The organism is Schaedlerella sp., from assembly GCF_056796775.1.
In genome coordinates this window covers 25,413-51,276 of sequence record NZ_JBQIKP010000009.1, presented here as the reverse complement: position 1 = coordinate 51,276, position 25,864 = coordinate 25,413, and the positions used below count along the sequence as shown (strand labels likewise).

The following is a 25,864-nucleotide window of genomic DNA, read 5'->3' as shown; positions in this document are numbered from 1 at the left end:
CAATCCCAACAGCAACCAGAGTTTTACTGATCCTGCCTGCGCACCACCGCGCACGCTATGATAAATCCAAGGAAGAGCACGGCCGCGATCATCCATCCGGTGAGCGCCGCGGTTCCCTGGCCCACAAATTTATCATAATATCCTTTCAGATAGATCACGGTAATGATCAGCGGCAGGACATAGGACATATAGCCTTCCAGCCATCCCGGAAACCGAATCCCCTTTCCTGTATTCGCTTCTTCCAGAAAATTCGCCCAGCCCCAGCCGTTTTTCCGTGTACAGAAGAGCACATACCCCAGGCTGCCCAGCGGGAGCAGGTTATTGGATACGATAAAATCCTCCAGATCCAGGATATTGGTTCCCGCTCCCAACGGCTCAAAGCCGGCCAGGACGTTAAATCCCAGCACGCAGGGCATGCTCAGCACAATGATCAGGACCGCGCTCACCAGCACGCTTTTGTTCCTGGACCAGCCGAAAATATCGATATCGAAGGATATGATATTTTCAAATACAGCCACAATGGTCGTGAATGCCGCAAAGGTCAGAAACAGAAAAAACAGCGCGCTCCAGATCTGCCCTCCCGGCATCTGGGCAAAGATATTGGGAATGGTGATGAAGATCAGGCTCGGCCCCGCTCCCGGCTCAATGCCGAAGGCGAAGCAGGACGGAATGATGATGAAGCCTGCCATCAGCGCCACGAAGGTATCCAGCGCGGTAATGCTGATCGCCTCTCCCGCGAGGCTCCGCTCTTTTCCGATATAGCTGCCGAAGATCATCATCGCGCCGATACCGATGGAGAGGGTAAAGAATGCCTGGCTCATGGCCCCGAAGATCACATTTCCGATACCCATCTCCTTCATCTGGGCAAAATCCGGTACCAGGTAGAAATGGATCCCTTCCCCGGCCCCTTCCAGAAATACGGAATGTACTGCCAGCACCAGCATGATGACCAGAAGCGCGCTCATCATCAGCTTGGAAACCCGCTCAATCCCCTTCTGGATCCCGAACTGGCAGACCGCAAAACCGATGACGCAGATCAGGGTTGTCCAGAACGCCATCACCGGCGCGTTGCCCAGCATGTCCGAAAAACCGGCTGTCACTGTATCCGTAGACGCCCCGGCAAATTCTCCCGCGATGCTGCGGAAGCAGTAATACATCATCCAGCCGCCTACCGTGGTGTAGAACATCATCAGCAGATAGCTTCCGATGATGCCGACCCATTTCGTGATATGCCAGCCCGTCCCCTGGGGCTCCAGCCGTTCAAAGCCTGCCGCAACGCTGCGGCCGCTGCCTCTTCCGATGGCAAACTCACAGGTAAGCACCGGGATCCCCAATACCAATAAAAAGATCAGGTAGATCAGAATAAATGCCGCTCCCCCAAATTCCCCGCACATGTACGGGAACTTCCATACATTTCCAATGCCGATGGCACATCCGGCAGATACCAGAATGAACCCCAGCCTGGAACCAAACTTTTCTCTCTTCACTTTGTTTTCCTCCTCAGTGTTTTTGTTACTCATTTGAAAACATGCCTGCGCGCCAGCGCAATTCATTTTATAATCTGTCACCAATTTTCGCCAGGAAATTGATGACCCGCTTGCGCATCGGCGCAATTCATTTTATCATATGGAGGGGAAGTCAGCAACTTGTTCTTTCCTTCTATTGAATTTATTCCTGTGTCATGTTATCTTAAATATAAGGCAAGGGAGGTACTTGATATGGGGAATTATCTGGACAGCAGAGCTTCTTTTACTGCATATTCCGAAGTGTATAAAAGTCCGTACTTCGTGGATAAATCCGCAATTCTGGAGAAGCTCATCCCCAGAATCGGGATATCGGAAAAATATATTTGTATTACAAGACCCCGGCGTTTTGGAAAATCAGTAACTGCAAATATGGTGGCCGCCTTCTTTTCCAGGGGCTGCGACTCCCGGAAGATTTTTGACAATTTAAAAATTGCAGAGGCGCCGTTTTATACAGAACATGTGAACCGATATTCTGTCATTTCCATCTCATTCAATCGGCTTCCAAGGCGGTGCGGCAGTTTTGAGGATTATATCAGCCGTATTGAGCGGAAACTGACAGAAGATCTGGCCGAAAGCTATCCGCAGGCAAAGGTTGACCCGGAGGATGCAGTCTGGGATATCCTGAAAGCCATTTACGATACAAATCCTGCCGCACGCTTTATATTCGTTTTGGATGAATGGGATTTTATTTTCCACAAAGATTTTATATCAGGAAGAGACAAAAAAGCTTATATAGAATTTCTGAGCAGTCTGCTGAAGGATCAGCCTTATGTTGATTTTGTATATATGACGGGCATTCTGCCCATTGCCAAATACTCGAGCGGCTCGGAGCTGAATATGTTTCTGGAATATACTATGGCTTCGGAAGAATTGTTCAGCAGTGATTTTGGTTTTACGGAGGCCGAAGTCTCCGGTCTTTACGATAAATACTTACAAAACCAGCCGAATCCAGAGGTAACGCTGGACGGCCTGAAAATATGGTATGACGGGTATTGTACAAAATCCGGGGAACGGGTTTATAATCCACGTTCTGTCGCCGCATCCTTAACGAACAACAACCTGGGGAATTACTGGACCAGTGCTGGTCCTTATGATGAGATTTATTATTATATCAACCATAACACGGCCGCCGTATGCGATGATCTTGCCCGGATGATATCCGGTACTCCGATTCCCGCAAAGGTGCGGGAGTATGCGGCCACCTCCATGAATCTGACGAATAAGGATGAAATATTTTCCGCAATGGTTGTATATGGATTCCTCAGTTATGAAAAGGGGTATGTGCAGATCCCGAATCGTGAATTGATGGAAAAATTTGACGATATGCTGCAAAAGGAACCTTCCCTCGGATATGTATATGAGCTTGCGAAGCAATCAGAAAAAATGCTGCACGCAACACTTACGGGGGATACCCAGACAATGCTGCGGATTTTAGAATTTGCACACAATACAGAGATTCCTCTGCTGAATTATAACAATGAAACTGACTTAACAGCAGTAGTAAATCTGGTCTATCTTGCAGCCCGGGATTCGTATCGGATCGAGCGTGAGGATAAGGCCGGGATTGGATTTGTGGACTTTATATTTTATCCGGAACTGGATAAAAAGGCAGATGGAATCATCCTGGAACTGAAAGTTGACCATACAGTTGAAGAAGCGCTCCAACAGATCAAGGTTAAAAAATATGCGCTGAAATATGAAGGAAAACTAGGTGAAACGCCCAAATATACCGGGCGGGTTCTGGGCGTAGGGATTGCTTATGATACAAAAAGCAAGGCGCATACCTGTAAGGTGGAAGTATTGCGGAACGCAATATAAAAATATAGGAGGGGCTTTATCTTGAAAAAATCTTTAATCAGCATTGGAAAATGCTGAAAGCGGAGCTGACATACACGCAGCTCCGCTAAAATTATATTATTTCTGTGCTTCGATCAGCTTATTCAGCCCTTCCACTACTTCTTCCTTGGAGCACAATCCAAAGGAGACCACATTCCGGATCGGCATGGACGCGACCATGGCGGTATTCATTTCATCCGTGATCGCTTCGTTTGCCTCCTCCGTGGAACCGCCGAAGAAGGCTGCCATCTTATCCGCAAGGGATTGCCCGTACTCCCTGGTCCGTTCATCCGAGAACAGCTCGCCCAGCGTCGTGTTCAGGTGGAGCTTTAGGGGCGGTTTCACGGTGGAGTTCATCTGCACGGTTTTGGTCAGGCGGATATCCCGGGAGGACGCGCCGATCAGAATATCATATGCTCCGCTGGCCGCATACCAGTCCTTCATATCCGTGTTGTACCACGCAAAGCTTCTGTGATCCAGCGTCATCGTCACGGTCTTTGTCTCGCCCGGCTCTAGTGAAACCTTTTCGTAGCCCTTCAATTCCTTGTCGGGTCTGCGGCAGGCACCGCTGCGGTCGCGGACGTACAACTGAACGATCTCCTTTCCGGCCGTATTTCCGGTATTGGTAATGTCCACACTGACCGCCAGAGTGTCCTTGTCCGTCAGCATTTCCTTGTCCAATTTCAGATTGCTGTACGCAAATGTAGTATAGGACAGCCCGTAGCCAAAGGGGAACGCCACCGGCATTTCCTTGGTATCATAATAGCGGTATCCCACGAATACGCCTTCATAGTAAATGGTTTTCTCTCCCTCTCCGAAATTCAGGTAGGACGGATTGTCAGAGAGCTTGTATGGAATGGTTTCGGCAAGCTTTCCGGAGGGATTGACCTTTCCATATAACAGGTTGACCTCGGCCTCACCCACGGCCTGGCCGCCCAGGTACGCTTCCAGCAGTCCCTTCACGCCGACAAGCCAGGGCATTTCCACCGGGGAGCCATTGTGCAGGACAACGATAGTGTTGGGCTGTACCTTTACGATCTCCGCGATCAGGCGGTTCTGGCATTCCGGAAGCCTCATGTGGGACCGGTCATAGCCTTCCGATTCAAAGCTGTCCGGCAACCCGGCGAAGATCACGGCCTTGTCTGCCTTCTTCGCCGCTTCCACAGCCTCTGCCGCCAGCGCTTCATCATAGACATCCCGGTCCGCCGCAAATCCCTCTGCATAAGTTACGTTTCCGGAAATGCCTTCCATCCGGGAAACGGCATCCATAGCGCTGCTGACACGGAAGCTGTTGATATGGGAGCTTCCGCCGCCCTGAAAACGCGGTTTTTTCGCAAATCCGCCGATAAACGCCACTTTTTCGTCTGCTTTGAGCGGAAGTACGTCTTCATTTTTCAGAAGGACCATGGACTGCTCCGCGGTATGACGCGCAAAATCGTGATCCTCCTCCATGGTAAAGGGCTGCTCCTTCTTGTTGTCCAGCCACTGGAAAGAAATACGCAGAATCCGCTCTACGGCCCGGTCCAGCACGGCCTCATCCAGCGTACCGTCCTGTACTGCTTTCACGATCTCCTGATCGTTCACGCCTCCGGAAGAAGGCATTTCCAGCTCCAGGCCGGCTTTCAGAGCGGGCACACGCTCATTGACCGCGCCCCAGTCAGACATCACATACCCTTCAAAGCCCCACTCATCCCGGAGAACGTCCGTGAGCAGCCATGGATTTTCCGAAGCGTAGGTGCCGTTGATCCGGTTATAGGAGCACATCACGGTGTAAGGCTGGGATTTCTTGACCGCCGTCTCAAATGCCGGAAAATAGATTTCCCGCAGGGTTCTTTCATCCGCCTCCGAAGAGTTGCTCATCCGATTAAATTCCTGGTTATTCGCGGCAAAATGCTTGATGGACGTGCCCACATGCTGGGACTGCACGCCGTCAATAAAGGCCGCGGCGGTCTCGCCTGCCAGATAGGGATCCTCGGAATAATATTCGAAGTTCCGGCCGCACAGCGGAGAACGCTTGATGTTCACGGCAGGTCCCAGAACTACCGATACGTCTGTGGCCTGGGCCTCCCTTCCGATGGTCTCGCCCAGCTTTGTCATCAGTTCCCGGTCAAAGGAGCAGGCGGAGAGGCAGGCAGGCGGAAAGCAGACCGCCTTGATGCTGTCGTTGATGCCGAGATGGTCGCCCTTGTCATCCTGCTTACGCAGTCCGTGAGGGCCGTCGCTGACCATAACGCTGGGAATCCCCAGCCGGTCCACATTTTTGAGATGCCAGAAGTCAAGACCGGAGCACATGCCGGCTTTCTCCTCAAGAGTCATTTGGGAAATCAGTTCTTTGAGATTGCGTTCCATGAAATGTACACTCCTTTTTCATAATAATTTCTTTGCGGCAAGCGCGATACTCACTGCGTATTTCATCAGACGCGAGTATGGAACCACAGCCTTTGTAAGTTAATGTAAGCCCCCGGTCAGGGTGCAAACAGCAGCCTTTGTAGTTACAGGGCACGCCTGGTCAAGGCGTGCCCTGTAACCCTTTGTAAAAAAAGAATAGCATGACCGAAAAGAAAAATATAGCAATATCTTGTGAATTATAGTAAAATCTTGTTATTATATACATGACAGCAAAAATGGAATGGCCAAATGCCCTGCAGAGGGGCACAAGACACTGCAAAATAATAAGGAACTGTGAAAAATAACTTTTACAGTTCTGAGCGGAGGTACTCTATGAAAAAGGACGCAAGCATTGAGATCACACGGGAACACGGTCTGTTTCAGCGGCGTGAGGAAGCGCAGCCACACATGTCCTATGCGCATGAAAAGATCCGATACCGGGTCATCACGGAAGGACGCATTGAGGAAGTCGAGGGCGCGCTGCAGGTCCCGCCGGACGGAACGGAGGGGATCCTTTCGGACAATGAAACGCGCCATCAGAAAAACATGCTGATCACGGCAGTCACCATGTTTACCCGGGCCGCGATCGACGGCGGACTGCCGGAGGAGCTTGCATATGCCATGAGCGACAGCTATATACAGAATGGGGAAAAGTGCGCCTGCACCCGGGAGGTACACCAGCTTTATATGCGTGCCTTTCGGGAATTTACCCAGGCGGTGGCAGAAAAGGGAAAACGGCATTACAGCGCAAAAATGGAAGCCGTGATGCATTATGTCCATATACATCTGCACGAAGCGATCACATTGGAAAAGGCAGCGGAGGCAGTGGGGCTTAGCGCCTGCCATCTGTCACGGGTGTTCCGGCAGGAGACAGGCATGTCCCTGGTAGACTATGTACAAAAAGAACGGGTAGAGGCAGCACGGCATATGCTGATCTATTCGGATTTTACATTGGCCGTCATCAGCGAATATCTGAACTTCTCTACCCAGAGTTATTTTATCAAGATTTTTAAAAAGCATACCGGAATGACTCCGGCGCAGTATCGGAGATATTATCGGGAGGAGGAAAGTTGGTGAGAAAGGCTGGTCAGGCTGTAAATCTCGGCCTGACAGGATGCCGGATCACTGTCCGAAGTTTTTCCTCCGCCGCCCTCCGGGGATCGCTGAGATAGATCTCATGGTGGAACCTTGACTCCGACAAATCCAGTCCGTATCCATTTTCCGCCGCATATTCATCCATCCTCCGGATCGTCTCCGGCTCATGGTCATAGCTGCCGATATGCATGCACTGGACGCATACCCCGTCTCCGTAGGTAAAAAACTCCGCTTTCGAAAAATCCGTTTTCTTTTTCGCAGACGCTTCCTCCACGGCCCAGTCAAAATCTTCTTTTTTCACGAAATCCGGAAGCCGTATCATGGAAATCCATTGAAAATCTTCTTTGCGGGAATAGTCGATCCCGTCTGTGCCCTCCTGCCACCAGAGCCCTTCCAGCGGCGGCACCACATAGGAAAAGTACCCGTCGATCTGATGCGTCCCCTTATAACTCATTTTAATGGTAAACGCGATTCCATACAGCAGATTCATCGCGGCCTTATACTCCCCGTCCGGTTCATTGGGATTGCCCCTGCCCCGTACCGCTACATAGTTCATCTCCGGAATCTCAATGATCCCCGGCTTTTTGGGGGGAAGGTAAAATTCCTTATATTCTTTTTTGTAATCAAACGGCATAGATCTTCCTCTCCTTTCGTTCTATCTTATACAAAACGGCAGATTGATCTGGCGCTCCGTACATCATTCAGATATTCGCTCACGCTTTCGTTTTTTTCTTCTTCGGCTTCGGCATGGGAAGCTCCCTGCATGTCTCTGTTACAAATTCTGCCAGAAATCCTTTGTCGTCCAGTTCTTCGATCAGGAAATGCGGCTTTGCCCCTTCATAAGGCGAACCGGTTTCCATCTCCGGCGCCAGGCGTTTCCCCGCCTCTGTCATTTTCACAAAAAACTGGTCATCGCAGATACAGCCAAAAAATTTCCCATCACAATATAATCCATATTCCCCAAACATTTTCCGATAACTGATCGTCCCTGCGTCAGAAAGCTGGTCCGCCGCATATTGTACAAATTCCAGACTGCTTGCCATTGTTCATCATCCTTTCTTAATACCATGCATATTATTGCGCATATCGTTTCCGCATAGCTTCGATCAGCTCCCGCAGCTCCTTCCGGATATTCTCCGGTTCCAGCAATTCCACCCGGTCACCGAAGGTCAGAAGCCAGCTGATCAGATTATCCTGATCCGTGTAATCCGCATGGAACAGCAGTTTTCCGTCCTCCTGCTCTTCGAAGCAGTCCAGACCGAATTCCTCCACCAGCCGCCATTTGCACTCCGGCTCAAAGACCGCTTTTACCCGGATGCCGCCCGGAAAAATCCGTTCATTTTTCAGATCCGGCAGAGGCACCTTCCGCGGCTCAAAGCCTGCTCCGGACAGCCTCAGCTCCGCCATGCGGTTCAGCTTGAACAGCCGGAAATCCCGGCACGAGGTACACCATCCCCAGACGTACCAGCTGGACCAGCGGAAGATCAGATAATAGCTTTCGATCCGCCTTCTCCCCTCTTTCTTCGGTGAAAAATAGAGAAATTCCAGTTCCTGCCTGCCGTCGATCGCCGCCCGGATGATCTCGATCTTGGGCGCCAGATCCGCCTTATACCAGGAAGACAGGTCGATCAGGACAGACTGGTTTCCCGCCACAAAATCCGACCCGCCCGCAGCAAGCTTTTCCATCAAAAGGCCATACTGGTTCGTACCGCTGACACTGTCCAGACTTCGAAGCCCGGCCAGGATGTCCTGCATTTCCCGGGTCGTAAAGACGGTCCGGTTCACTTTATAATTTTCCATAATGGAGATCCCGCCACCGGCTCCCGGCATGGTCACGATCGGGATCCCGGCCCTGCACAGATCTTCAATGTCCCGGTTGATCGTCCTTCTGGACACCTCGAACCGCTCCGCAAGGCAGGGGGCGGTCACCATGTCCTGCTGAAGCAGGACGGATAAAATTCCAATCAGTCGGTCAATCTTCATATGCGCTCCTTTAAAAAACGGTATCATTTGTCACCAATTTCCGGCAGGAAATTGATGACCTGCTTGCGCTTCAGCACAATTCATTTTAATTTGTCACCAATTTTCATCTGGAAATTGATGACCTGCCAGCGTCTCAATTATAACACAGGAAACAGGACAGCTGTATGTCATGTTTCAAATGAAATATGATTCCGGAATGCTACCTTTTTCTCCCCTTTTCGTATTTCCCCGATCTCATAGCAGTCGTGATATTGTTTCATCTGCTCCGCAATTTCCCGCGCATGCTCCTGATCCACTACCAGCAGAAGCCCGGCTCCGCAGTTGAACGTGGAAAGCATTTCCTGTTCTTCTATATTACCGGCATTTTTAATATAGGTAAATATGGGCAGTGTTTTTAACTGCCGCAGGTCAATTTCCGCGCACAGCCCGTCTGGGATGATCCTGCACAGGTTCCCCTCAATGCCGCCCCCGGTAATATGCGCCATGCCACGGACTCCATTCCCCCGGGTCACCGTTTTGATCGCCCGGTAGTACGGCGTATGAGGCTTCATGATCTGCTCAATGAATGTCTCGCCTTCTATCCTCTCCAGCTTGATCCGGGGAATTTTTTCCATTAAGAAACGGATCAGCGTATAGCCGTTGGTATGGAGACCGTTGGAGGCCGCTGCCAGAACCTTATCTCCTTCCCGAATCCCTGACCCGTCAATGATCCGGCCTCTGGGTACGATCCCGGCAATGCTTGATGTCAGGATATACAGCCCCGGATTTACCACCTCCGGCTGGATGGACGTTTCACCGCCCACCAGGTCGCATTCATTTTCCCGGCAGGCCTCGGAAATCCCCTTCACAAATGCTTTCATCGTCTCCTTTTCCGCCTTTCCGCATACGATCGTATCCAGCACCGCAAGAGGCTTCGCGCCCATTACGGCGATATCATTTACCAGGTGGTTGATCATGTCATGGCAAATGGATTCCACGTATCCGTATTCCATGGCCAGCTTCTGCTTGGAACCCGGCTCCTCGGACTTCAGGACCAGTACCGGATCCTCAATGCCCGGAAATCCGATGTCGTACAGGGACGCAAAAGGACCTAGACCGTTGAGCACGCGCGGGTTCTCCGTTGTCAGATACACAGCCATCTCCCTTTTCATGGCATCGGTATAGGAAATGTCCACCCCGGCTTTGCTGTAGGAAAAGCTCTCGCTGTTTTTCTCCCGGCCCTGAAGGATCTCATCCACTGAGGTGTGCAGCAATCCGGCCAATTCCACCAGGATCTCCACATTCGGCAGCGTACCGTTTTCCCACTTAGAAACAGCCTGAAAAGATACGTTGAGCCTGGCGGCGATCTCCGCCTGTGTCATGCCGAGCCGCTTTCTTTTGCTTGTGATGAAACCGGCTATTTTTTTATTGTCCAGCATAGTTTGACCTCCGATCATAATTTTTTACAGTTGTGAATTGAAGCTAATCCTGCAGTAATTACGAAAAATCACTTTCATCTTAACCCCAACGGAAGCCCGTCCGCAATCACTAAATATTTGATATCTGGGGGGAAAATTCAACCCGGAGTTGATTTGTGTGCATCTGCACAAATACATATGGTTGATTTAGTAAAAACGCCTAATGAATAATCCCTCCGTACATCATATAATAAAGATAAAATGAAGGTATTTTACAGCGCAGGAGCCTGCGTGGGACAGGATTTTGCATGGAATGTAACGTACCGGAGAAAATGTGAAAAGGAGTGAAAAAAATGTCAGTTTGTTTTGATCTGTCAGGAAAAACCGCATTGGTAACAGGAGCCTCCTCCGGCTTGGGCGCGCAGATGGCGCGCGGGCTAGCAGAGCAGGGAGCGGATGTCGTAATCCTCGCAAGGCGTCTGGAGCGCCTGGAATCCCTTGCGGGCGAAATTCAGGGATTGGGAAGAAAATGCCTCCCTCTGAAATGTGACGTAACGGATGAAGAGAGTATTAAAAAAGCCGTAGACAAGACGGAAGCCGAGTTTGGAACGGTTGAAATCCTCGTAAACTGCGCAGGTGTATGTGAGTATTCCGCAGGAATCCATGACCACACAACTGCGCAATGGGATAAAGTGCTGGATACGGATCTCAAGGCCGTATTCCTGATGACCCGCGAAGTCAGCCGCTTAATGATGAAGCAAAATTATGGACGTGTCATCAATATCGCGTCTGTAGGGGCGATCCAGGCAGGACCAAGCCAGATCGGATATTTTGCCGCAAAGGGCGGTGTCATGAACCTGACGAAAGCTATGGCTGCAGATATGGCGCCTTACAATGTCCTGGTAAATGCCATTGCGCCAGGCGTATTCCGGACAGAGATGACGGCGGGCGCAATTGATTCCGAGGGCTCTCAGGTATTGAAAAACCGCTGCTGCATGAAGCGGTTCGGCGAGGAAGGAGAACTGAACGGCGCGCTGATCTACTTTGCTTCGGATGCCTGTACCTATACGACCGGGCAGACACTCTTTGTTGACGGCGGGATGACATCTATGCTCTAAAGACCGCTATTTGAAAAGAAGGAGGACAAATCATGGGATACGAAAAACTTTTTACACCTTTTAAAATCGGGAGCATGGAGGTTAAAAACCGTCTGGTCATGTCTCCGATGGGAACAAACTCCGCATTTACAAACGGAAGAAAAGACTCTCAGGAAATTGATTATTTTATAGAGCGCGCAAAGGGCGGCATCGGCATGATCATCATGGGTTGCCAGATGCTGAACGAAAAAATCGCACAGGGCTCCATGGAAGGCTATCTGGATACATATACTGTGCTCCCGTCACTGACCTCCATATGTGACGGCGTACACCGCTACGGCGCGAAGATCGCCTGCCAGATCAGTCCAGGTACCGGAAGAAACGCATTTCCGGATACCTTTGGGAATCCGCCCATCTCTTCCTCCGAGACACCGTCCGTATTTAATCCGGAAATGAAGTGTCATGCCCTGACCGTGGAGGAAATCGGGGAAATGATGGAAGGCTTTAAGTTTGCGGCGGGCGTAGCACGGGACGCAGGCTATGACGCGATTGAGATCCACGCGCATGCCGGGTATCTGATCGATCAGTTTATGTCCCCGGTATGGAATAAGAGGACCGATGAGTACGGCGGAAGCCCGGAGAACTGCGCGAGATTCCCGCGGGAGATCATCCGCGCGATCCGAAGCGTTGTCGGAAATGACATGCCGATCTTGTTCCGCATTTCCCTGGATCACAGGTTCGAGGGCGGACGTACCATGGAGGACAGCATCAAGATCATCAAGCTTCTGGAAGAGGAAGGGGTAGACGCGCTGGACATCGACGCCGGCTGCTATGAGACTCTGGATTACATTTTCCCGCCGTCCTATCTGGGAGAATCCTGTATGTCCTATGTCTGTGAAGAGGCCAGAAAGAACGTCCATGTGCCGCTGCTAAACGCGGGCGCCCACAATCCGGACACTGCGCTGGCGCTGATCGAATCCGGAAATGCGGATTTTGTTATGATGGGACGTGCCATGATCGCGGATCCGGAGCTTCCGAATAAGCTCCTGGAAGGAAGAAGAGAGGACGTACGGCCCTGCCTGCGCTGCAACGAGTACTGCATCGGCCGCATCTGGAATTATCATACAAAGCTGAGCTGCGCAGTGAATCCGCAGGCAATGGAAGAGGTACGTTTCCAGATCCGCAAAACGGATTCTCCGAAAAACGTGGTTGTTATCGGCGGAGGCCCCGGCGGACTGGAAGCAGCAAGGGTTGCCGCGATCGAAGGGCACAAGGTCACATTATTTGAAAAAACCGGCAAGCTGGGCGGCGTAATGGGAACTATCTGTACGGCCAGCTTCAAATCCAATATCGCCGCGCTTACAAAATGGTTTGAGGTTCAGTTGGAAAAGCTGGGCGTGGATGTGCGCCTCAACACAGAGATCACAGGCGATGAGGAAATCCTTGCAGAATGCGACCGGATTATCATCGGCTGCGGCGCATCCCCCATCATACCTCCGATCCCGGGGATCGACGGCAAGAATGTGGTAACGATCATGGACTCTCACAGGGATCCCTCCCTCATCAAGGGAGAAAATATCGTTGTCTGCGGCGGCGGTGTATCCGGCTGCGACGGCGCGCTGGAAATGGCTTCCGAGATGGGCAAGAAGGTAACCGTGGTAGAAATGCTGCCCGCTGTTGCCAGAGACGCCATGTTCATCAATCAGATCTCCCTGATGAACGCGCTTGCAAAGCACCAGGTTCAGATCCTGACCGATACCAAAGTAGTTTCTATACAGGCCGACGGTGTGACGGTAGAAAAGAAGGATGGAACACAGGAAGTTCTGAAGGCAGATACCGTAATCTCCGCATTTGGCATGAAGCCGGATCTTGCGGCAGTGGATGCTGTGAAGGCGAAATACCACACAAAGACAAGAGTCGTTGGCGACAGCAGGAAGCTTGGTAAGATCGGAGACGCGATCAGAGAAGGATTCTATGCGGCCACGAGCCTGTAAACGAAAAACCGCTGCTGAGACCGCCCTCTTTGCAGGGGGGGGATAAAATAATCTAACGTCAAAGTCTTTATCAGGATATCACATAAGGGGTTGTCGAAAAATAACTGTAATGCCGCAAGAGAGCTTTCGCTCATTATACTGCTAATAAAATCTTGCGAAGAAACCGTATTTTCCGGCAACCCTTTTTTTACTTAATTCTACAATATTTAGTTCCTGATCAATTTCATTAATATTTCTGCATATGCCTCATGGCCGGTCAAAGAGGGATGATTTATACCCGCTCCTCCGGAGAAGAGAATGAACTTGTTAGAGGACTTGGAACAGCTCCTCATCCAACCTCCCGCTTCCGGAACACCACGCACGCTGCCAGCGCCCCCGCCGTCAGCATGACCCAGCTTCCGATCGTCACATTCCATCCCAGCTTTTCCACCATCACTCCGATCGTAAAGGTAGACACCGCCGTACCCAGATATGCGGCGGAATTGAGGAATCCCGACACAGTGGATACTCTTCCCATCTTCTCAAACCGCAGGGGAAGCATATTGACAAACAGCGTGTTCACTGCCATCATGGCCGCCGTAGTCACCGCGAACAGGAACACCGTAAGTACGATCGAGATGCCCTTTCCAACCCACAGCCCGCAGAGCGCCGCCGTTGCTGCCGAAAAAAATACCGCTGCGGCCCTGATCTCATGCCCCTTACATTTTTCATATACAAATCTGGCGGCATAGGCCCCTGTCAGGTTCAGAACCGGCAATACCGTCGTCACCAGTATGGAAAATGAGGGCGAAGTCAGAAATGTCTCCGTAATATAAGTCGGAACCCAGGTAGTCACTCCGTCTTTCAGCATTCCGTGGATCACCACCGGGAAGAGTACTGCCAGAAGCCCGCAATGAAGCAGAACACTGGAAAAACTTTCCCCACTGCCTACACCTGGTCCGGCCGTTCTCACATTGCCGTCTCCACCCGGTCCGGCCGTTCTCACGCCGTCGTCTCCACCCGGCTCCGCAGTTCTCTCACCGTCGTCTCCACCCGGCTCCGCAATTCTCACACCGTCGCCTCCACCCGGCTCCGCAGTTCTCTCACCTCTATCTTCATCCCTCTCGATTTCCTGTCCGCTTCCTCTCTCAATCTTCCCGAACCCAACTGTCCAGGCCGCAGCCATGGCCGCAAGGCAAACTGCCGCAGCCGCGAACACGGCTTTCCAGCCGAACAGCCACATCACCCCGGCCGCAATCAGATAAGACGCCAGCGTCCCTACCACCTGGGAGGATACGATATCAACGCAGTATTTCATTTTCCGCTCTTTTTCCAGCATTTCCGCAAAAATACGGATGATCGGCGGCCAGATCATGGCCTGGGCGTATCCGTTGATCCCCCAGATGACAGACATCAGCAGGAACTGCCCGGTAAATCCCATCAGCAGATTCATGAGCGCCGCGGCGGACAGTCCGGTGAAGATCATTTTTCCCGGATGCATCCGGTCGCCCAGCAGGCCGTTGCACAGCTGCCCGATCCCGTAAGCGAAAAAGTAAACCATACTGATAAATCCGGCCTGGCTTTTCGTCAGGATCTCCTCCTGGATCATTGCGGTCATGGCCGAGGAATAATTCAGCCGTCCGATATATGATGTAAAATATGCCGCCCAGCACAATAAAAACAGCGCCATAGCAGTCCTGCCGTTTGTAATTTTCCTCAGTTTTCCCATAACCTCCGTCCTCCTAACGGAATTTCCACAGCGGCGCAGACGGCAGCATGCAAGGATATGATCATCTGAGTTCCAAAATGTCCTTTTTCGGAATCTGCAGATATACTTCTTCTCCAATCCCCATTCTCCCATTCGGGCTGAACAGGACGTCCGCGTTGACCTCCAGGCCACCGCAGTTCACCGTATAAGCAACCGTGGTCCCTCTGGACATGGCACCGGTGATCTTTCCCTTCATCCGTACATTCTGGCCGCCGCTGCCGCCGTCATCAGGCGAAATGCGGATGGCTTCGGGACGGATCGCCACGAACTCGCTTCCCGTATCTACGGTCACCACCTTCTTCATCGCGGCCGTATCCAGAATATTATAATGCCCGATAAAATTGGCCGCGAATTTAGTCTTCGGATAGGCGTAGATCTCCTCCGGGGAGCCGGACTGCTCGATCTGACCCACGTTGAAGAGGTGGATCGTATCCGACATCACCATGGCCTCCTCCTGGTCATGGGTAACAAAGATTGCCGTGATCTTTAATTTCTGCTGGATCCTGCGGATCTCGATCTGGAGATTCCTTCTCAGAAGCGCGTCAATGGCGCTCAAAGGCTCGTCCAGAAGCAATACCTTGGGCTCCATGACGATCGCCCTCGCCAGGGCCACCCTCTGCTGCTGCCCGCCGGAGAGCTGCCTCGGATACTGGTCGATTTTTTCCGATAAGCCGACAATATCCAGCACTTCTTTTACCTTTTCTTCAATAAATGATTTTTCCTTTTTCTGGATCTGCAGCCCAAATGCCACGTTCTGCCGGACCGTCATGTTGGGGAACAGACTGTACTGCTGGAAGACCATCCCGATCTTCCGCTGCTTGGGCGTAAAGTTCGTGATGTTCACACCATCCAGATAGATCTCCCCTTCGCTGACGGTCTCAAGTCCGGAAAAGCAGCGGAGCAGTGTACTCTTTCCACAGCCGGACGGCCCCAGCAGGGTCACAAATTCACCCTGCTCGATATTCAGATTGATCCCTTTTAATACATGGGCGTCGCCAAAACGCTTATGGATATTTTTAAATTCTATGTATGACATGTATTTTCACCTAACCCCTTTTCTTATTCTGAAACTTGAATACCGCCTGCGAGATCACCAGTGTAGCGGTAAACATGATGATTACGATCACGCACTGGTACTGGAGCACGATCACACGGCTGTTGTAAAGAAGCATCTGCACGGTTTCGAATTTATTTCCCGCAATGATCTTGATGATGGCAAAATCACCGAATACGGTAGACAAGGCCAGCAGCGAGGAAACCAAGATCCCTGACAGCATGCTCGGAAGCACGATGCGCACAAACGCGTACAGCTTGCCTGCGCCCAGGATCTCGGCCGCTTCCAGAAGCTGCGTCACGTTGATCCCGTGCAGGTTGTTCCGGATCCCCTGGTAGACGAAGGGCAGGATGGAAATACTGTAAATGCATACCAGCATGACCATTCTGTTGGAAAAAATCGTCGGTGTCCCCGCGTAAAGGGCCAGTACCGGGATGGCAATGATAACGCCCTTCAGCGAATTGGGCACCATACAGATTGCCTGAATGTATTTTTCCAGCTTCGGATAATAGACCACCGAAGTATAAAGCGCCAGGATCACCACTACGTTGCAGATGAGGATCGGCGGGATACTGATCAGCACGCCCCGCAGGATCGCGGGCCACAGGTTCGGCTCCGTGAATGCCTGTCCCCAGTATTTCAAAGTCCAGCCTGCGGGAAGGAGCTTGGTCCAGCCCACGGTAAAGGAATAGACCAGAGTCGCGATAAAGGGGATCAGCAGGAAAATACTTGTCAGTGTCAGCACAACATAAGGAAATGTTTTCTTCCGTTTCATGATCCGCTCCCTCCTTTATACAGCAGTTTTTTCAACAGGTTGCAGCCGCAGATGACGGCAAGCATGATCACGATCATCCAGATCGCCAGTGCGGAACCCATTTCCCGCTGGGGAGTCATTTCCCCGGTGAACATGGTCGTGATCTTGACCGGAAGCAGCGGGATACTGGTGGTCACCAGAAGGAGTACGGTCGCGTATGCCGTGATCGCGTTGGCGAACAGGAGCGCAAAAGTATCCAGAAGGCTGGGAAGCATGACAGGAATACCGATCTTTGTCCAGAATTTGAACGTAGACGCCTCCATCAGCTCTGCCGCTTCCTTCCATGCCGGCTGGATCGCCTGGAATGCCGGAACCAGCATCAGACTGCCCAGGGGAAGCTGGAAGTATACAAACATCAGCATCAGCCCCTGCATGGAATACAGCTTGAATACCGTCGCCAGTTCAATCCCGATGGCTTTCAGCGCCAGCACAAAAATACCGGTATTGCCTAAGATAACAACAAAGGAAAAATATAATGGCAGACCCGCGAAGTTTGACACCATATTCAGCAGGGACAGAATGCGTCCCTGGCCTTTCTGCCCCAGTTCATTTATCGAATACGCGATCAGGAAGGACAGGATCAGTCCGATGATCGTAGAGAGAAATGACAGGTACAGGCTGTTTTCCGTAGCGACCCTGTAGACAGAGTCTGTAAATATTGTCTTGTAATTATTCAGCGTAAAGGTTCCCGTCTCCGGCATCATAAAGCTCTGTTTGATCATACTCAGGATTGGCAGAAAAATGAACAGAGCGGCCAGGATCAGCAGCGGAACCATTGTCCACAGATTTTTGATCTTATATTTTGTTTTCATACGATGTCTCCCTATCGCGGCGAGGCCCGGCATGCCGCCGGACCCTCTGCCCTTCAGCAGTCTTACTGTACCAGAGGAAGCACTTCCCTCTCCCACAGCTCTGCAATCTTCGTACATGCCTCATTCAGGCTTTCCACGTCGGAAATATTGGTGCAGTTCTCATACAGGTCGTCGCTCAGCAGGATTTCCGCCACTTCCTCCGGAAGCTCCACGCCTTCCTTGGTCGGCCTTGCATAACCCTTCGCGCGGTCGATGGCGCCTTCATCGCTGCAGAGATATTCGATCGTCAGTCCCGCCGCGTTTGGACGGGCAGAATATTTGTTGATGATCTGCGCATATCCGTTTGTAACAGAGCCGTCGGAGGGAATCGTGATATCCAGCTTCATATCCGGATTTTCCGCTACAATATTGTCCCGCCATGACAGCACGGAATAGTCATAATTTCCGACACAGCATACCATCTCGCCGCTTGCCAGCCTTGCGGATGAGGTGTCGCCCGTATCCAGCCTTCCGGCCTCCGCCAGCTCTTTGAAGTAGTCGATCCCCGGCTGTACGTCATCCAGAGAACCGCCGTTCGCGATCGCGCAGGATAATACAGCCACCTGAGAAGCCGCGCCTGCAAGAACATTTCCTACGGATACCAGATAATCTCCATCCTTCACCTCTTCCCAGGAAGCCGGGCATTTTCCGCCGGTGGATTCCGTGTTCGCGATAAACGCGAGGGAGCCTGTGTAGGTCATGACCCAGCGGCCTTCCGGATCCTTCGCCCAATCCGGGAACTGGTCCCAGGTGGAAGCCTTGAAGGAACCGATCACATCCTGCTTGATTGCTTCCGGCGTCATGGAAAGCCCGATATCCCCGACGTCTTTCGTGGGATCGTCCTTTTCCGCCGCGAACTGCGACAGCTCTTCCGCCGATGTCATATCCACATCCCCGTGAGTCAGGCCGTATGTGGTGTTGATCCCTTCCCAGGAGCCCTTCCAGTTCGCCCAGTCATCCGGCATGCCCACAGACTGGATGTCGCCTTCCTCCTGAGCCTTGGAAACCAGATCAGCCAGGGACATTTCCTCTCCGTTGAGCTCCACCTTCGCGTCCGGGTCTACCTCCACCTCGGGCATGGGCGCATCGTTCTTTTTCTCTTCTCCCCCGCCGCAGCCTGCCAGCATGGACACTGCCATCGCTGATGCCAGAATTACACTCAATAACCTTACTCTCTTTTTCATTGTTGTCTCCTCCTTTGAGTACATGAATCTATTGATCCTTTGTGTCTATTTGCAAGCGAATCTTTCTCCGCCTGTTTTCTTTGATACCGAGCCGTTCCTTGATCCTGCTTCTATTCTTCATATTCTTTTGAAACGATTTTTTACCGGTTTTCCCTGTCCCGTCCGTTCCTCACGCCAGGGCGATCTCCTCCAGCCCCATCATCTCCCGGGACGCCGGAATGTCCATCAGCCGGCAGAGCAGCGGCGCCACATTTAATTGGGAAATAGAATTCTCCTCGAACCGTCCAGCCTTGACCTGGCTGCTGAAAATATACAGCGGCGTGTCCCTCTGTTCCGCGTCGGTGCCGCCGTGGATCCCAAGCGTATTCATTCCATGGTCCGCAGTAATGACAATCTGATAGCCTTCCTTCATCCAGCCCTCCATCAGCAGGGAAAGGATGACATTCGCCTTTCCAATGGCCTCCTCGTATTCTCTGCTCCCCGCGCCCCTGAGGTGTCCCTGGTAATCAATCCCCATGGGATGGTACAAGATAAAATCCGGGTCGTACTGTTTTCTCAGGTACTCTCCGTCCGCAAAGAGGTGGGAATCCGGATAATCGTCTTCCCAGTAGTAGATCCCCGCGTCGATCATGCCTCCGGCATGGATCCGGATCCGATCCCGGTCCGTCCGAAACGGCGCGTCATTGTACAGCTCGCTGACCCAGGAATAGGCCGCGGCTGCCGTGAAGCCTCCCTGTGACTTGCACAGGGAAAAAATACTGTCGCACTCCAACACCCGGACGGTCTCATTTGCCGCGATGCCGTGCATACAGACCGGAAGACCGGTCAGCAGCGTGGCGTACATGGGCCTGGATAAGGACGGCAGCTCCCCGCGGATCTTGTACTTCGCGCCCTTCTCATAATCGATCAGGTGCTCCAGATACCCCATGTTTCTTGTCCCCGCTTCATACTGGCACGCGTCCAGCAATACAAATATTGTTTTTCTCATCAGCATCCCCTCCTCTATCCGTTTTTTATTCCACAGTGGAAAATGAACCTGTGGTCGCCTTGCCGTCGTTGATCCTCTTGATCTCCGCCGCGTCCGCCTTGTATTGATGCATCTCATCCAGCAGTCCGTTCTGCTCCTGTTCAATGTCTGCCAGCTGGGTATAACAGAAGCCACAGATCAGATCCGAAGCATAGATGTCGCCGATCAGCCGTTCGTAAACCTCAAGAAACGCCTCCGGACCGTCCGCGCCCGTATAGCCCCAACTTGTATTGCCGTCGCCGTTTCTGCACGAATCTGCTTCTGCCGTACCGAATGTATTCGCATCAGCTCCGGCCGTGTTTTCTGCTTCCACGCTGACTCCGGCCGTACTGTCCGCTTCTTCTCTGCGCTCTTCCTCTGCCGTCCGGATGGCAACGCCTCCGATCTCGGTCAGCATGACCGGCTGTCCTTCGTAGGAAAATCCTTTTGCAAACAGGGGCCTTTCCACAAGTCCCGACAAGCCCTCCAGGCTCCTCACCCCCGCGCGGAAGCGTGCCTGCTGCCCGGTGTCGCCCTGTTCGCCGTGTTTATAGGTATGGAACGCGCAGATATCATTTTCCGTCATTTCCCAGCCGTCGTTGGCGATCACCAGCCGGGTATCGTCCAGTCCACGCGCCATATGGTACATGGCCCTTGCGAAATGCTGCTGCCGGCTGTCATCGTATACGCGGGGAACTCCCCAGCTTTCATTCATCATATTCCAGAGCACGATGCAGGGATGGTTGTAGTCCCTCTGGATCACCCGGGTCCATTCCTCGGCAAACACCGTCGCCCCCTGGGGGGTGAAGCTCCAAAAGCTTGCCATGCTCTCCCACACGAGGAACCCCAGCCTGTCCGCCCAGTAGAGGAAAACCGGATCTTCCACTTTTTCATGCTTCCGACAGCCGTTGAACCCCATCGCCTTCGCTTTGCGGATATCCTCCGCGTATTCCTCCTGGTCCGGCGCGGTCATCAGTCCGTCCTTCCAGTACCCCTGATCCAGCAGAAGCTTCTGATAATAGGGCTGGTTGTTCAGGTAAACCCTGCCGTCCTGAACATGGATCTTGCGCATTCCGAAGTAGGTCTCAATGCTGTCCCTGCAGTCGTCCCCATCCCTGAGCCTTGCCTTCACGTCAAATAAGTAAGGATGCTCCGGCGACCAGTACCACCCGGTAAAGTGAAACGCGCCGCAAAGCGCTTGATTCCGGAACACATCCACAATGATCTTTCCTCTCTTGTTTATTCCTTCTATGCTCCCCGTATACACCTTACTGCCGCGGAATCGGATGTCCAGCTCCAACTGGCAGGTATCCGGCGTATCATCTGATACCTGATAGGTGATCTCCACCGTTCCCTGATCAATGTCCGGAGTAAAATGTATCCACTCCATATGAGCGCTGTCCACAGGCTCGATCCAGACCGACTGCCAGATGCCGCTGGACTGAGTATACCAGATGAACTGTCCCTTCTCCTTCCAGTACTGCTTTCCCCGGGGAATGCTCTCGTCTGTCAGATAGTCCACCGCAGACACTCTCAGATGCTCTTCGACCCCGTTTAAAAAATCTGTGATATCAAATGTAAAAGGAGTCTGGCCGCCCTGATGAGTGCCTGCGCACTGGCCGTTCACCCATACGCCGCACCGGTAATCCACCGCGCCGAAATGCAGCAGAATCCGCTTGCCTTCCCAATCCTCCGGAACCGTAAACTGTCTCTCATATAAAATGGTATCTGAAGTCAGATTCCTGCCGATACCGCTGAGCCGACTCTGGGGTACGAAAGGCACCTGAATCTGCAGCTTTTCCGCCCTGAGCCTTTCATAAAAATCCCATGTGCCATTTAAACTCTGCCATTGCTCCCGCACAAAGTCCGGACGCGGATATTCATTTCTCATATGCTCCACCTGTTCCTTTTTTAATTTCTGTTTTTTTGAAATTTATGCATATTATTTTCTACATCAAAATTCATTTTTTTGAAATTCGGACAAATCATATTTTCAGTTTTATTATTTTAAGCATTATTCCATGATTTATTTCCATTTTTCTGTTTTATTTTTTCTAACCTTTATATATCTTTTTGCTAGATTTTATATTTTTACTATACTCTCCATTTCTCCTAAATGCAATTACTTTTTGTTGAAAATATCAATTTCAGTTCATTTTCACAATTTATTTATTGTCATTTTGTGCAATATTCCTTGACAAACCATTTTACTCTATTTATAATGTAATAAATGCTTTTTATTTCTTTATTTCAAAATATTTATTTTGTAATACTTTTACTATTTTTACTACAATATTTTCGAAAGGAATATGATCATGTCAGCAATCCAAAACACCCCAAAAGTAATCGGAGAAAAAAAACTGGAACTCAACCTGGCTGTATCCGGCCACAAGGAGCATATTGTCGCGATCGGCAAAGCCTTATCTTCCCCGGTCCGAATCGACATTATGAACCTGATCAAGACCAAACCCTTATCCCTGCAGGAGATCTCACGGCTTCTGCAGATCCCGCTGTCCTCCACAGCCATGCACATCCGCTGCCTGGAGGATGCCGGGCTGATCATCACGGAAAACCAGCCCGGTATCCGCGGTTCCATGCGGGTCTGTATGTGCCATATCCTTTCCTTCCATCTGGAAGCATATGACACTGACATTGATTCCGCCGACCACTCTTTTCTATATGATATGCCCATCGGCAGCTATTACAATTTTGATGTCAGCCCCACCTGCGGTCTGGCCGGTATCGATGGGATCATTGACTGCTTTGACAACCCGGTCTCCTTTTATTCCGCAGAACGCGGCAGCGCGCAGCTCATCTGGTTCAACCATGGATTTCTGGAATACCGTTTCCCGAACAAGGTCAACAGCCTGCTGACCCTGCAGGAGCTTTCCTTTACCCTGGAGCTCTGTTCCGAGGCACCCGGATACAGCGAGGACTGGCCTTCGGATATCACATTTTCTATCAACGGACAGGAGGTCGGGACCTATACGTGTCCCGGAGATTTCGGCGTGAGAAGAGGAAAGCTGACTCCGGATATCTGGCCCATGGGCCGCACCCAGTACGGACAGCTGACCACCATATCACTGCGCCCGGACGGCGGATATATCAATGAGATGTCGGTCAATCCTGCCGTCAATCTGAATACGATCGGTCTGACGGAGCACCCTTATATCTCATTTAAGATCTGCATCAAGCCGGATGCGAAGAACCTGGGCGGGGTGAATATCTTCGGAGAAAAATACGGAGATTATCCCCAGGGAATCTGCATGAGAGTTGTATATTGAAATGGTATGATGTTGGTTACATGATGTTGGTTACATGGTGTTAGTTACATGCCGTTTTCAAAGGACGGCATATTTATCTGGCGCGCGGCGTCAAAGTACCCTGGAAGTATGAGAGTTCTCTATACCCCAGGGTACTTTCCATATCAAATCATTAAATTTCGTATTTTTTCATTTCTTCTACAGTTAATACCCGCCCCCGTCTTTTAGAAAGTGAAATCGCCTCCCGCAGACGGTAAACAACTTTCTCTTCTATAAGTATCCTATACCCGATCTGCAACGATCTGGTTACAGGTCACACCTTGACCAGGCGTGCCCTGTAACTCAGGCCGTCATTTTAAATTGCCTACGGCAATGGACGGCCTGAATACCAGCTCTTATGTGCATCCTCCCAACCAATCAGCGTGGTGATTGGTCGGGGTGTGACATGTAACACGATCTGTACATTTATTCCCTTCGGGTCTAATACCCCGCAGCTTGCTGCGTAACGAAGGGCGAAGCTGGGGCTAATACCCCGCTCCTGCAAGAATTGCAGGAGGCAAATGTCCAGTGGACATTTGAGTGCTTGCACCGGGGAAGTTTATTTTATATGTCTGGGCTTTTACTTGCGTAAGCCCGCATCCAATGTTATGATTATCAGTGCATATTTTCATTAAAATGCGGCTTCGGGAAACAGCAAAGGAAAACGTCCGAAACGGATCTCCCTCTTTTCTGCTGTTCTGCAACAGCCGCAAAAATAAAATGATTGGAGACCTGCCAGCTTGCGTACAAGAAAACAGATTCGAAAAGATTTAAAGGCACGCGCCAAAAAAACATTAAAAAAGCACTACCGCCTGTTCCTGCTGCTTTGTGTCATATCGTCCATACTCGGCGGGCAGTCCGTCATGTCGGGATTCGGTATGAATATCCAGGAAGCGGATGTATCACAGGCAAGCGTCACATTTACCAACACCATCATCAATTCCTTTCTAAATTATACCATGGAGATCGCGGAGAGCAACTTTGCGGATCAAAAACAGCAGGTCCGCGAAACGGAAAAGCGGTATGTGGAGGATTCGCTGGTCAATCCCGGCGCTGCCCTTGGGCGGAGCCGCGGCGTATTTGCTTCTGTCGTCAATAAGCTGTCCTCCGGAGCGTATCTTCTGACCCTGACGGTGGGCATCCGCTCCCTGGCCGGAACCGACAGCGGCGCCATTGTGGTCATGCTTCTGGGAGCGCTTCTCCTGGTGTTCCTGATCCAGATCTTTGTGGTCGGAGTATACCGGACCGTGATGCTGCGGATGTTTCTGGAGGGCCGCTGCTATGAAAAGGTGCCCGCCCAGCGGGTGTGGTTTCTGCTGCGGGTCAAAAAATGGTGCCACGTGGGAATCGCGCATTTTGTGACAGGACTTTTGAACTCCCTCTGGTCTCTGACGATCGTGGGCGGCATCATCAAGGCTTATTCCTATTATCTGGTGCCCTGCATCCTGGCGGAAAATCCGGACATCCGGACCATGGACGCGATCACCCTGTCGCGGACGCTGATGTACGGCCATAAGTGGGAGTGCTTTGTGCTTGAGCTCTCCCTCCTTGGCTGGGAAATGCTCGGGATCCTGACCTTCGGCCTTTCCAATATCTTCTTTACCGTTCCGTATAAGACCGCGGTGCTGGCAGAGTACTATGCAGAGCTCCGCCGCCTGGGCCGTGAGCGCGAGATTGAGCAGACAGAGCAGCTGCATGATACATATTTATTTGAAACCGCGGATCCTCTGATGCTGGAATTTACTTATTCCGATGTGTATGAGGAGTACGGCAGAAAATTGCCGGAGGCCGCGAAGCTGGGAGGCATTCAGAGATTTTTGGCAGATGTGTTCGGAGTCACGTTCCGGCGGAATAAAGCGATTGAGGTACTGGAGGAGCAGCAGAGTCTCCGCTTCCAGCTGGAATACGACAAAAAGGCAGCGGAAGGGCTGGTATATCCCACCAGGCTGTACCCCATCCCGGAACATAAAAAACGGAAATGGATCGCCAGTCAGAATTATCTCCGGTACTATTCCATCTGGTCCGTGATCCTGATCTTTTTCACACTGTCCTTTGCCGGATGGCTGTGGGAGGTGAGCCTTCACCTGATCACGGACGGAGAATTTGCCAACCGCGGAGTCATGCACGGTCCATGGCTTCCGATCTATGGATGCGGAAGCGTCATGATCCTGCTGCTGTTAAATAAGTTCCGCACAAAGCCGGCAGCAGAATTTGTCCTTGCCATCATCCTCTGCGGATGCGTGGAATATTTTACGTCCCTTTTCCTGGAATCCCTCCACGGCGGCACGAGATGGTGGGATTATACCGGGTACTTCCTCAATCTGCACGGCAGGATCTGCGCGGAAGGGCTGCTCACCTTCGGCATCGGCGGCATGGCTGTGGTGTATGTGCTGGTGCCCTTCCTGGACGGAATGTTCCGGAAGCTTCCCGCCAGAACCCTGATGGTGACCGCATGTATATTGGTGGCGGTCTTTGCGGCGGATCAGCTGTATTCGGTGAAATATCCCAATGAAGGGAAGGGGATCACGGATTTTCAGGAGGTAACGGTGGGGAAATCGGGATTTGCCGGAAGGCAGATTGTCATGTAAGG

At 51.5% G+C, this 25,864-nt stretch carries 19 protein-coding genes; 6 read left to right on the top strand and 13 right to left on the bottom strand.

The genetic code is table 11. From position 1 onward, the window contains the following. Nucleotides 1–23 precede the first annotated feature (23 nt). Nucleotides 24–1,487 (bottom strand): sodium-dependent transporter, encoded by a 1,464-nt coding sequence (locus tag ACTOY7_RS06570; RefSeq protein ID WP_160281680.1) that lies wholly within the window; start codon nt 1,485–1,487, stop codon nt 24–26. A gap of 231 nt (nt 1,488–1,718) precedes the next feature. Between ACTOY7_RS06570 and ACTOY7_RS06565 the strand changes: the two genes are divergently transcribed. Further along, nucleotides 1,719–3,344 (top strand): AAA family ATPase, encoded by a 1,626-nt coding sequence (locus ACTOY7_RS06565; RefSeq protein WP_300884462.1) that lies wholly within the window; start codon nt 1,719–1,721, stop codon nt 3,342–3,344. Nucleotides 3,345–3,440: 96 nt separating this feature from the next. On the opposite strand, the gene ACTOY7_RS06560 is transcribed toward ACTOY7_RS06565, so the two are convergent. Then, a complete protein-coding gene (locus ACTOY7_RS06560; RefSeq protein WP_482670301.1) occupies nt 3,441–5,711 on the bottom strand; it encodes a glycoside hydrolase family 3 C-terminal domain-containing protein in 2,271 nt (756 codons plus the stop codon). Nucleotides 5,712–6,083: 372 nt separating this feature from the next. Here ACTOY7_RS06560 and ACTOY7_RS06555 point away from each other — a divergent pair, with 372 nt between their 5' ends. Next, the gene (locus ACTOY7_RS06555; RefSeq protein WP_160281683.1) at nt 6,084–6,827 is read left to right on the top strand and encodes a helix-turn-helix domain-containing protein; all 744 of its coding nucleotides are present in this window, start codon (nt 6,084–6,086) and stop codon (nt 6,825–6,827) included. Between the two features lie 10 nt (nt 6,828–6,837). Here ACTOY7_RS06555 and ACTOY7_RS06550 read toward each other — a convergent pair whose 3' ends face one another. The 4 genes from ACTOY7_RS06550 to purM form a co-directional block, all read right to left on the bottom strand. Beyond that, complete coding sequence (locus ACTOY7_RS06550; protein WP_160281684.1) at nt 6,838–7,479, bottom strand: GyrI-like domain-containing protein; 642 nt, start codon at nt 7,477–7,479, stop codon at nt 6,838–6,840. 79 nt (nt 7,480–7,558) lie between these two features. Then, a complete protein-coding gene (locus tag ACTOY7_RS06545; protein ID WP_160281685.1) occupies nt 7,559–7,888 on the bottom strand; it encodes a TfoX/Sxy family protein in 330 nt (109 codons plus the stop codon). Between the two features lie 31 nt (nt 7,889–7,919). Continuing rightward, nucleotides 7,920–8,828, bottom strand: coding sequence for a helix-turn-helix transcriptional regulator (locus ACTOY7_RS06540; RefSeq protein WP_482670300.1), 909 nt, complete (start codon nt 8,826–8,828; stop codon nt 7,920–7,922). A gap of 167 nt (nt 8,829–8,995) precedes the next feature. After that, nucleotides 8,996–10,246, bottom strand: coding sequence for a phosphoribosylformylglycinamidine cyclo-ligase (gene purM, locus ACTOY7_RS06535; RefSeq protein ID WP_482670299.1), 1,251 nt, complete (start codon nt 10,244–10,246; stop codon nt 8,996–8,998). Nucleotides 10,247–10,578: 332 nt separating this feature from the next. On the opposite strand from purM, the gene ACTOY7_RS06530 reads away from it, so the two are divergent. After that, entirely contained in the window at nt 10,579–11,343 is a 765-nt protein-coding gene (locus ACTOY7_RS06530) for an SDR family NAD(P)-dependent oxidoreductase (RefSeq protein WP_394683804.1), read from the top strand. A 32-nt stretch (nt 11,344–11,375) separates the two neighbouring features. After that, nucleotides 11,376–13,316, top strand: a complete 1,941-nt coding sequence (locus ACTOY7_RS06525) for an oxidoreductase (protein ID WP_482670298.1) — start codon at nt 11,376–11,378, stop codon at nt 13,314–13,316. A 328-nt stretch (nt 13,317–13,644) separates the two neighbouring features. Here ACTOY7_RS06525 and ACTOY7_RS06520 read toward each other — a convergent pair whose 3' ends face one another. The 7 genes from ACTOY7_RS06520 to ACTOY7_RS06490 all read right to left on the bottom strand — a co-directional run bounded on the left by ACTOY7_RS06520 (nt 13,645) and on the right by ACTOY7_RS06490 (nt 21,863). After that, nucleotides 13,645–15,024, bottom strand: a complete 1,380-nt coding sequence (locus ACTOY7_RS06520) for an MFS transporter (RefSeq protein ID WP_482670297.1) — start codon at nt 15,022–15,024, stop codon at nt 13,645–13,647. Between the two features lie 61 nt (nt 15,025–15,085). Beyond that, nucleotides 15,086–16,099, bottom strand: coding sequence for an ABC transporter ATP-binding protein (locus ACTOY7_RS06515; RefSeq protein WP_482670296.1), 1,014 nt, complete (start codon nt 16,097–16,099; stop codon nt 15,086–15,088). A gap of 10 nt (nt 16,100–16,109) precedes the next feature. After that, nucleotides 16,110–16,892 carry an ABC transporter permease gene (locus ACTOY7_RS06510; RefSeq protein WP_160281692.1) on the bottom strand — a complete coding sequence of 261 codons (783 nt, stop codon included), beginning with the start codon at nt 16,890–16,892 and terminating at the stop codon, nt 16,110–16,112. After that, nucleotides 16,889–17,743 carry an ABC transporter permease gene (locus ACTOY7_RS06505; RefSeq protein WP_482670295.1) on the bottom strand — a complete coding sequence of 285 codons (855 nt, stop codon included), beginning with the start codon at nt 17,741–17,743 and terminating at the stop codon, nt 16,889–16,891. Before ACTOY7_RS06505 ends, ACTOY7_RS06510 begins: the two co-directional genes overlap by 4 nt. A 62-nt stretch (nt 17,744–17,805) precedes the next feature. Continuing rightward, nucleotides 17,806–18,966, bottom strand: coding sequence for an extracellular solute-binding protein (locus ACTOY7_RS06500; RefSeq protein WP_160281694.1), 1,161 nt, complete (start codon nt 18,964–18,966; stop codon nt 17,806–17,808). Nucleotides 18,967–19,135: 169 nt separating this feature from the next. Then, entirely contained in the window at nt 19,136–19,954 is an 819-nt protein-coding gene (locus ACTOY7_RS06495; protein WP_300884469.1) for an alkaline phosphatase family protein, read from the bottom strand. Between the two features lie 25 nt (nt 19,955–19,979). Continuing rightward, the gene (locus ACTOY7_RS06490; protein ID WP_482670294.1) at nt 19,980–21,863 is read right to left on the bottom strand and encodes a glycoside hydrolase family 2 protein; all 1,884 of its coding nucleotides are present in this window, start codon (nt 21,861–21,863) and stop codon (nt 19,980–19,982) included. 424 nt (nt 21,864–22,287) lie between these two features. Between ACTOY7_RS06490 and ACTOY7_RS06485 the strand changes: the two genes are divergently transcribed. Next, a complete protein-coding gene (locus ACTOY7_RS06485; RefSeq protein WP_160281697.1) occupies nt 22,288–23,256 on the top strand; it encodes an ArsR/SmtB family transcription factor in 969 nt (322 codons plus the stop codon). Between the two features lie 758 nt (nt 23,257–24,014). Further along, complete coding sequence (locus tag ACTOY7_RS06480; RefSeq protein ID WP_160281698.1) at nt 24,015–25,862, top strand: DUF975 family protein; 1,848 nt, start codon at nt 24,015–24,017, stop codon at nt 25,860–25,862. Nucleotides 25,863–25,864: the final 2 nt, after the last annotated feature.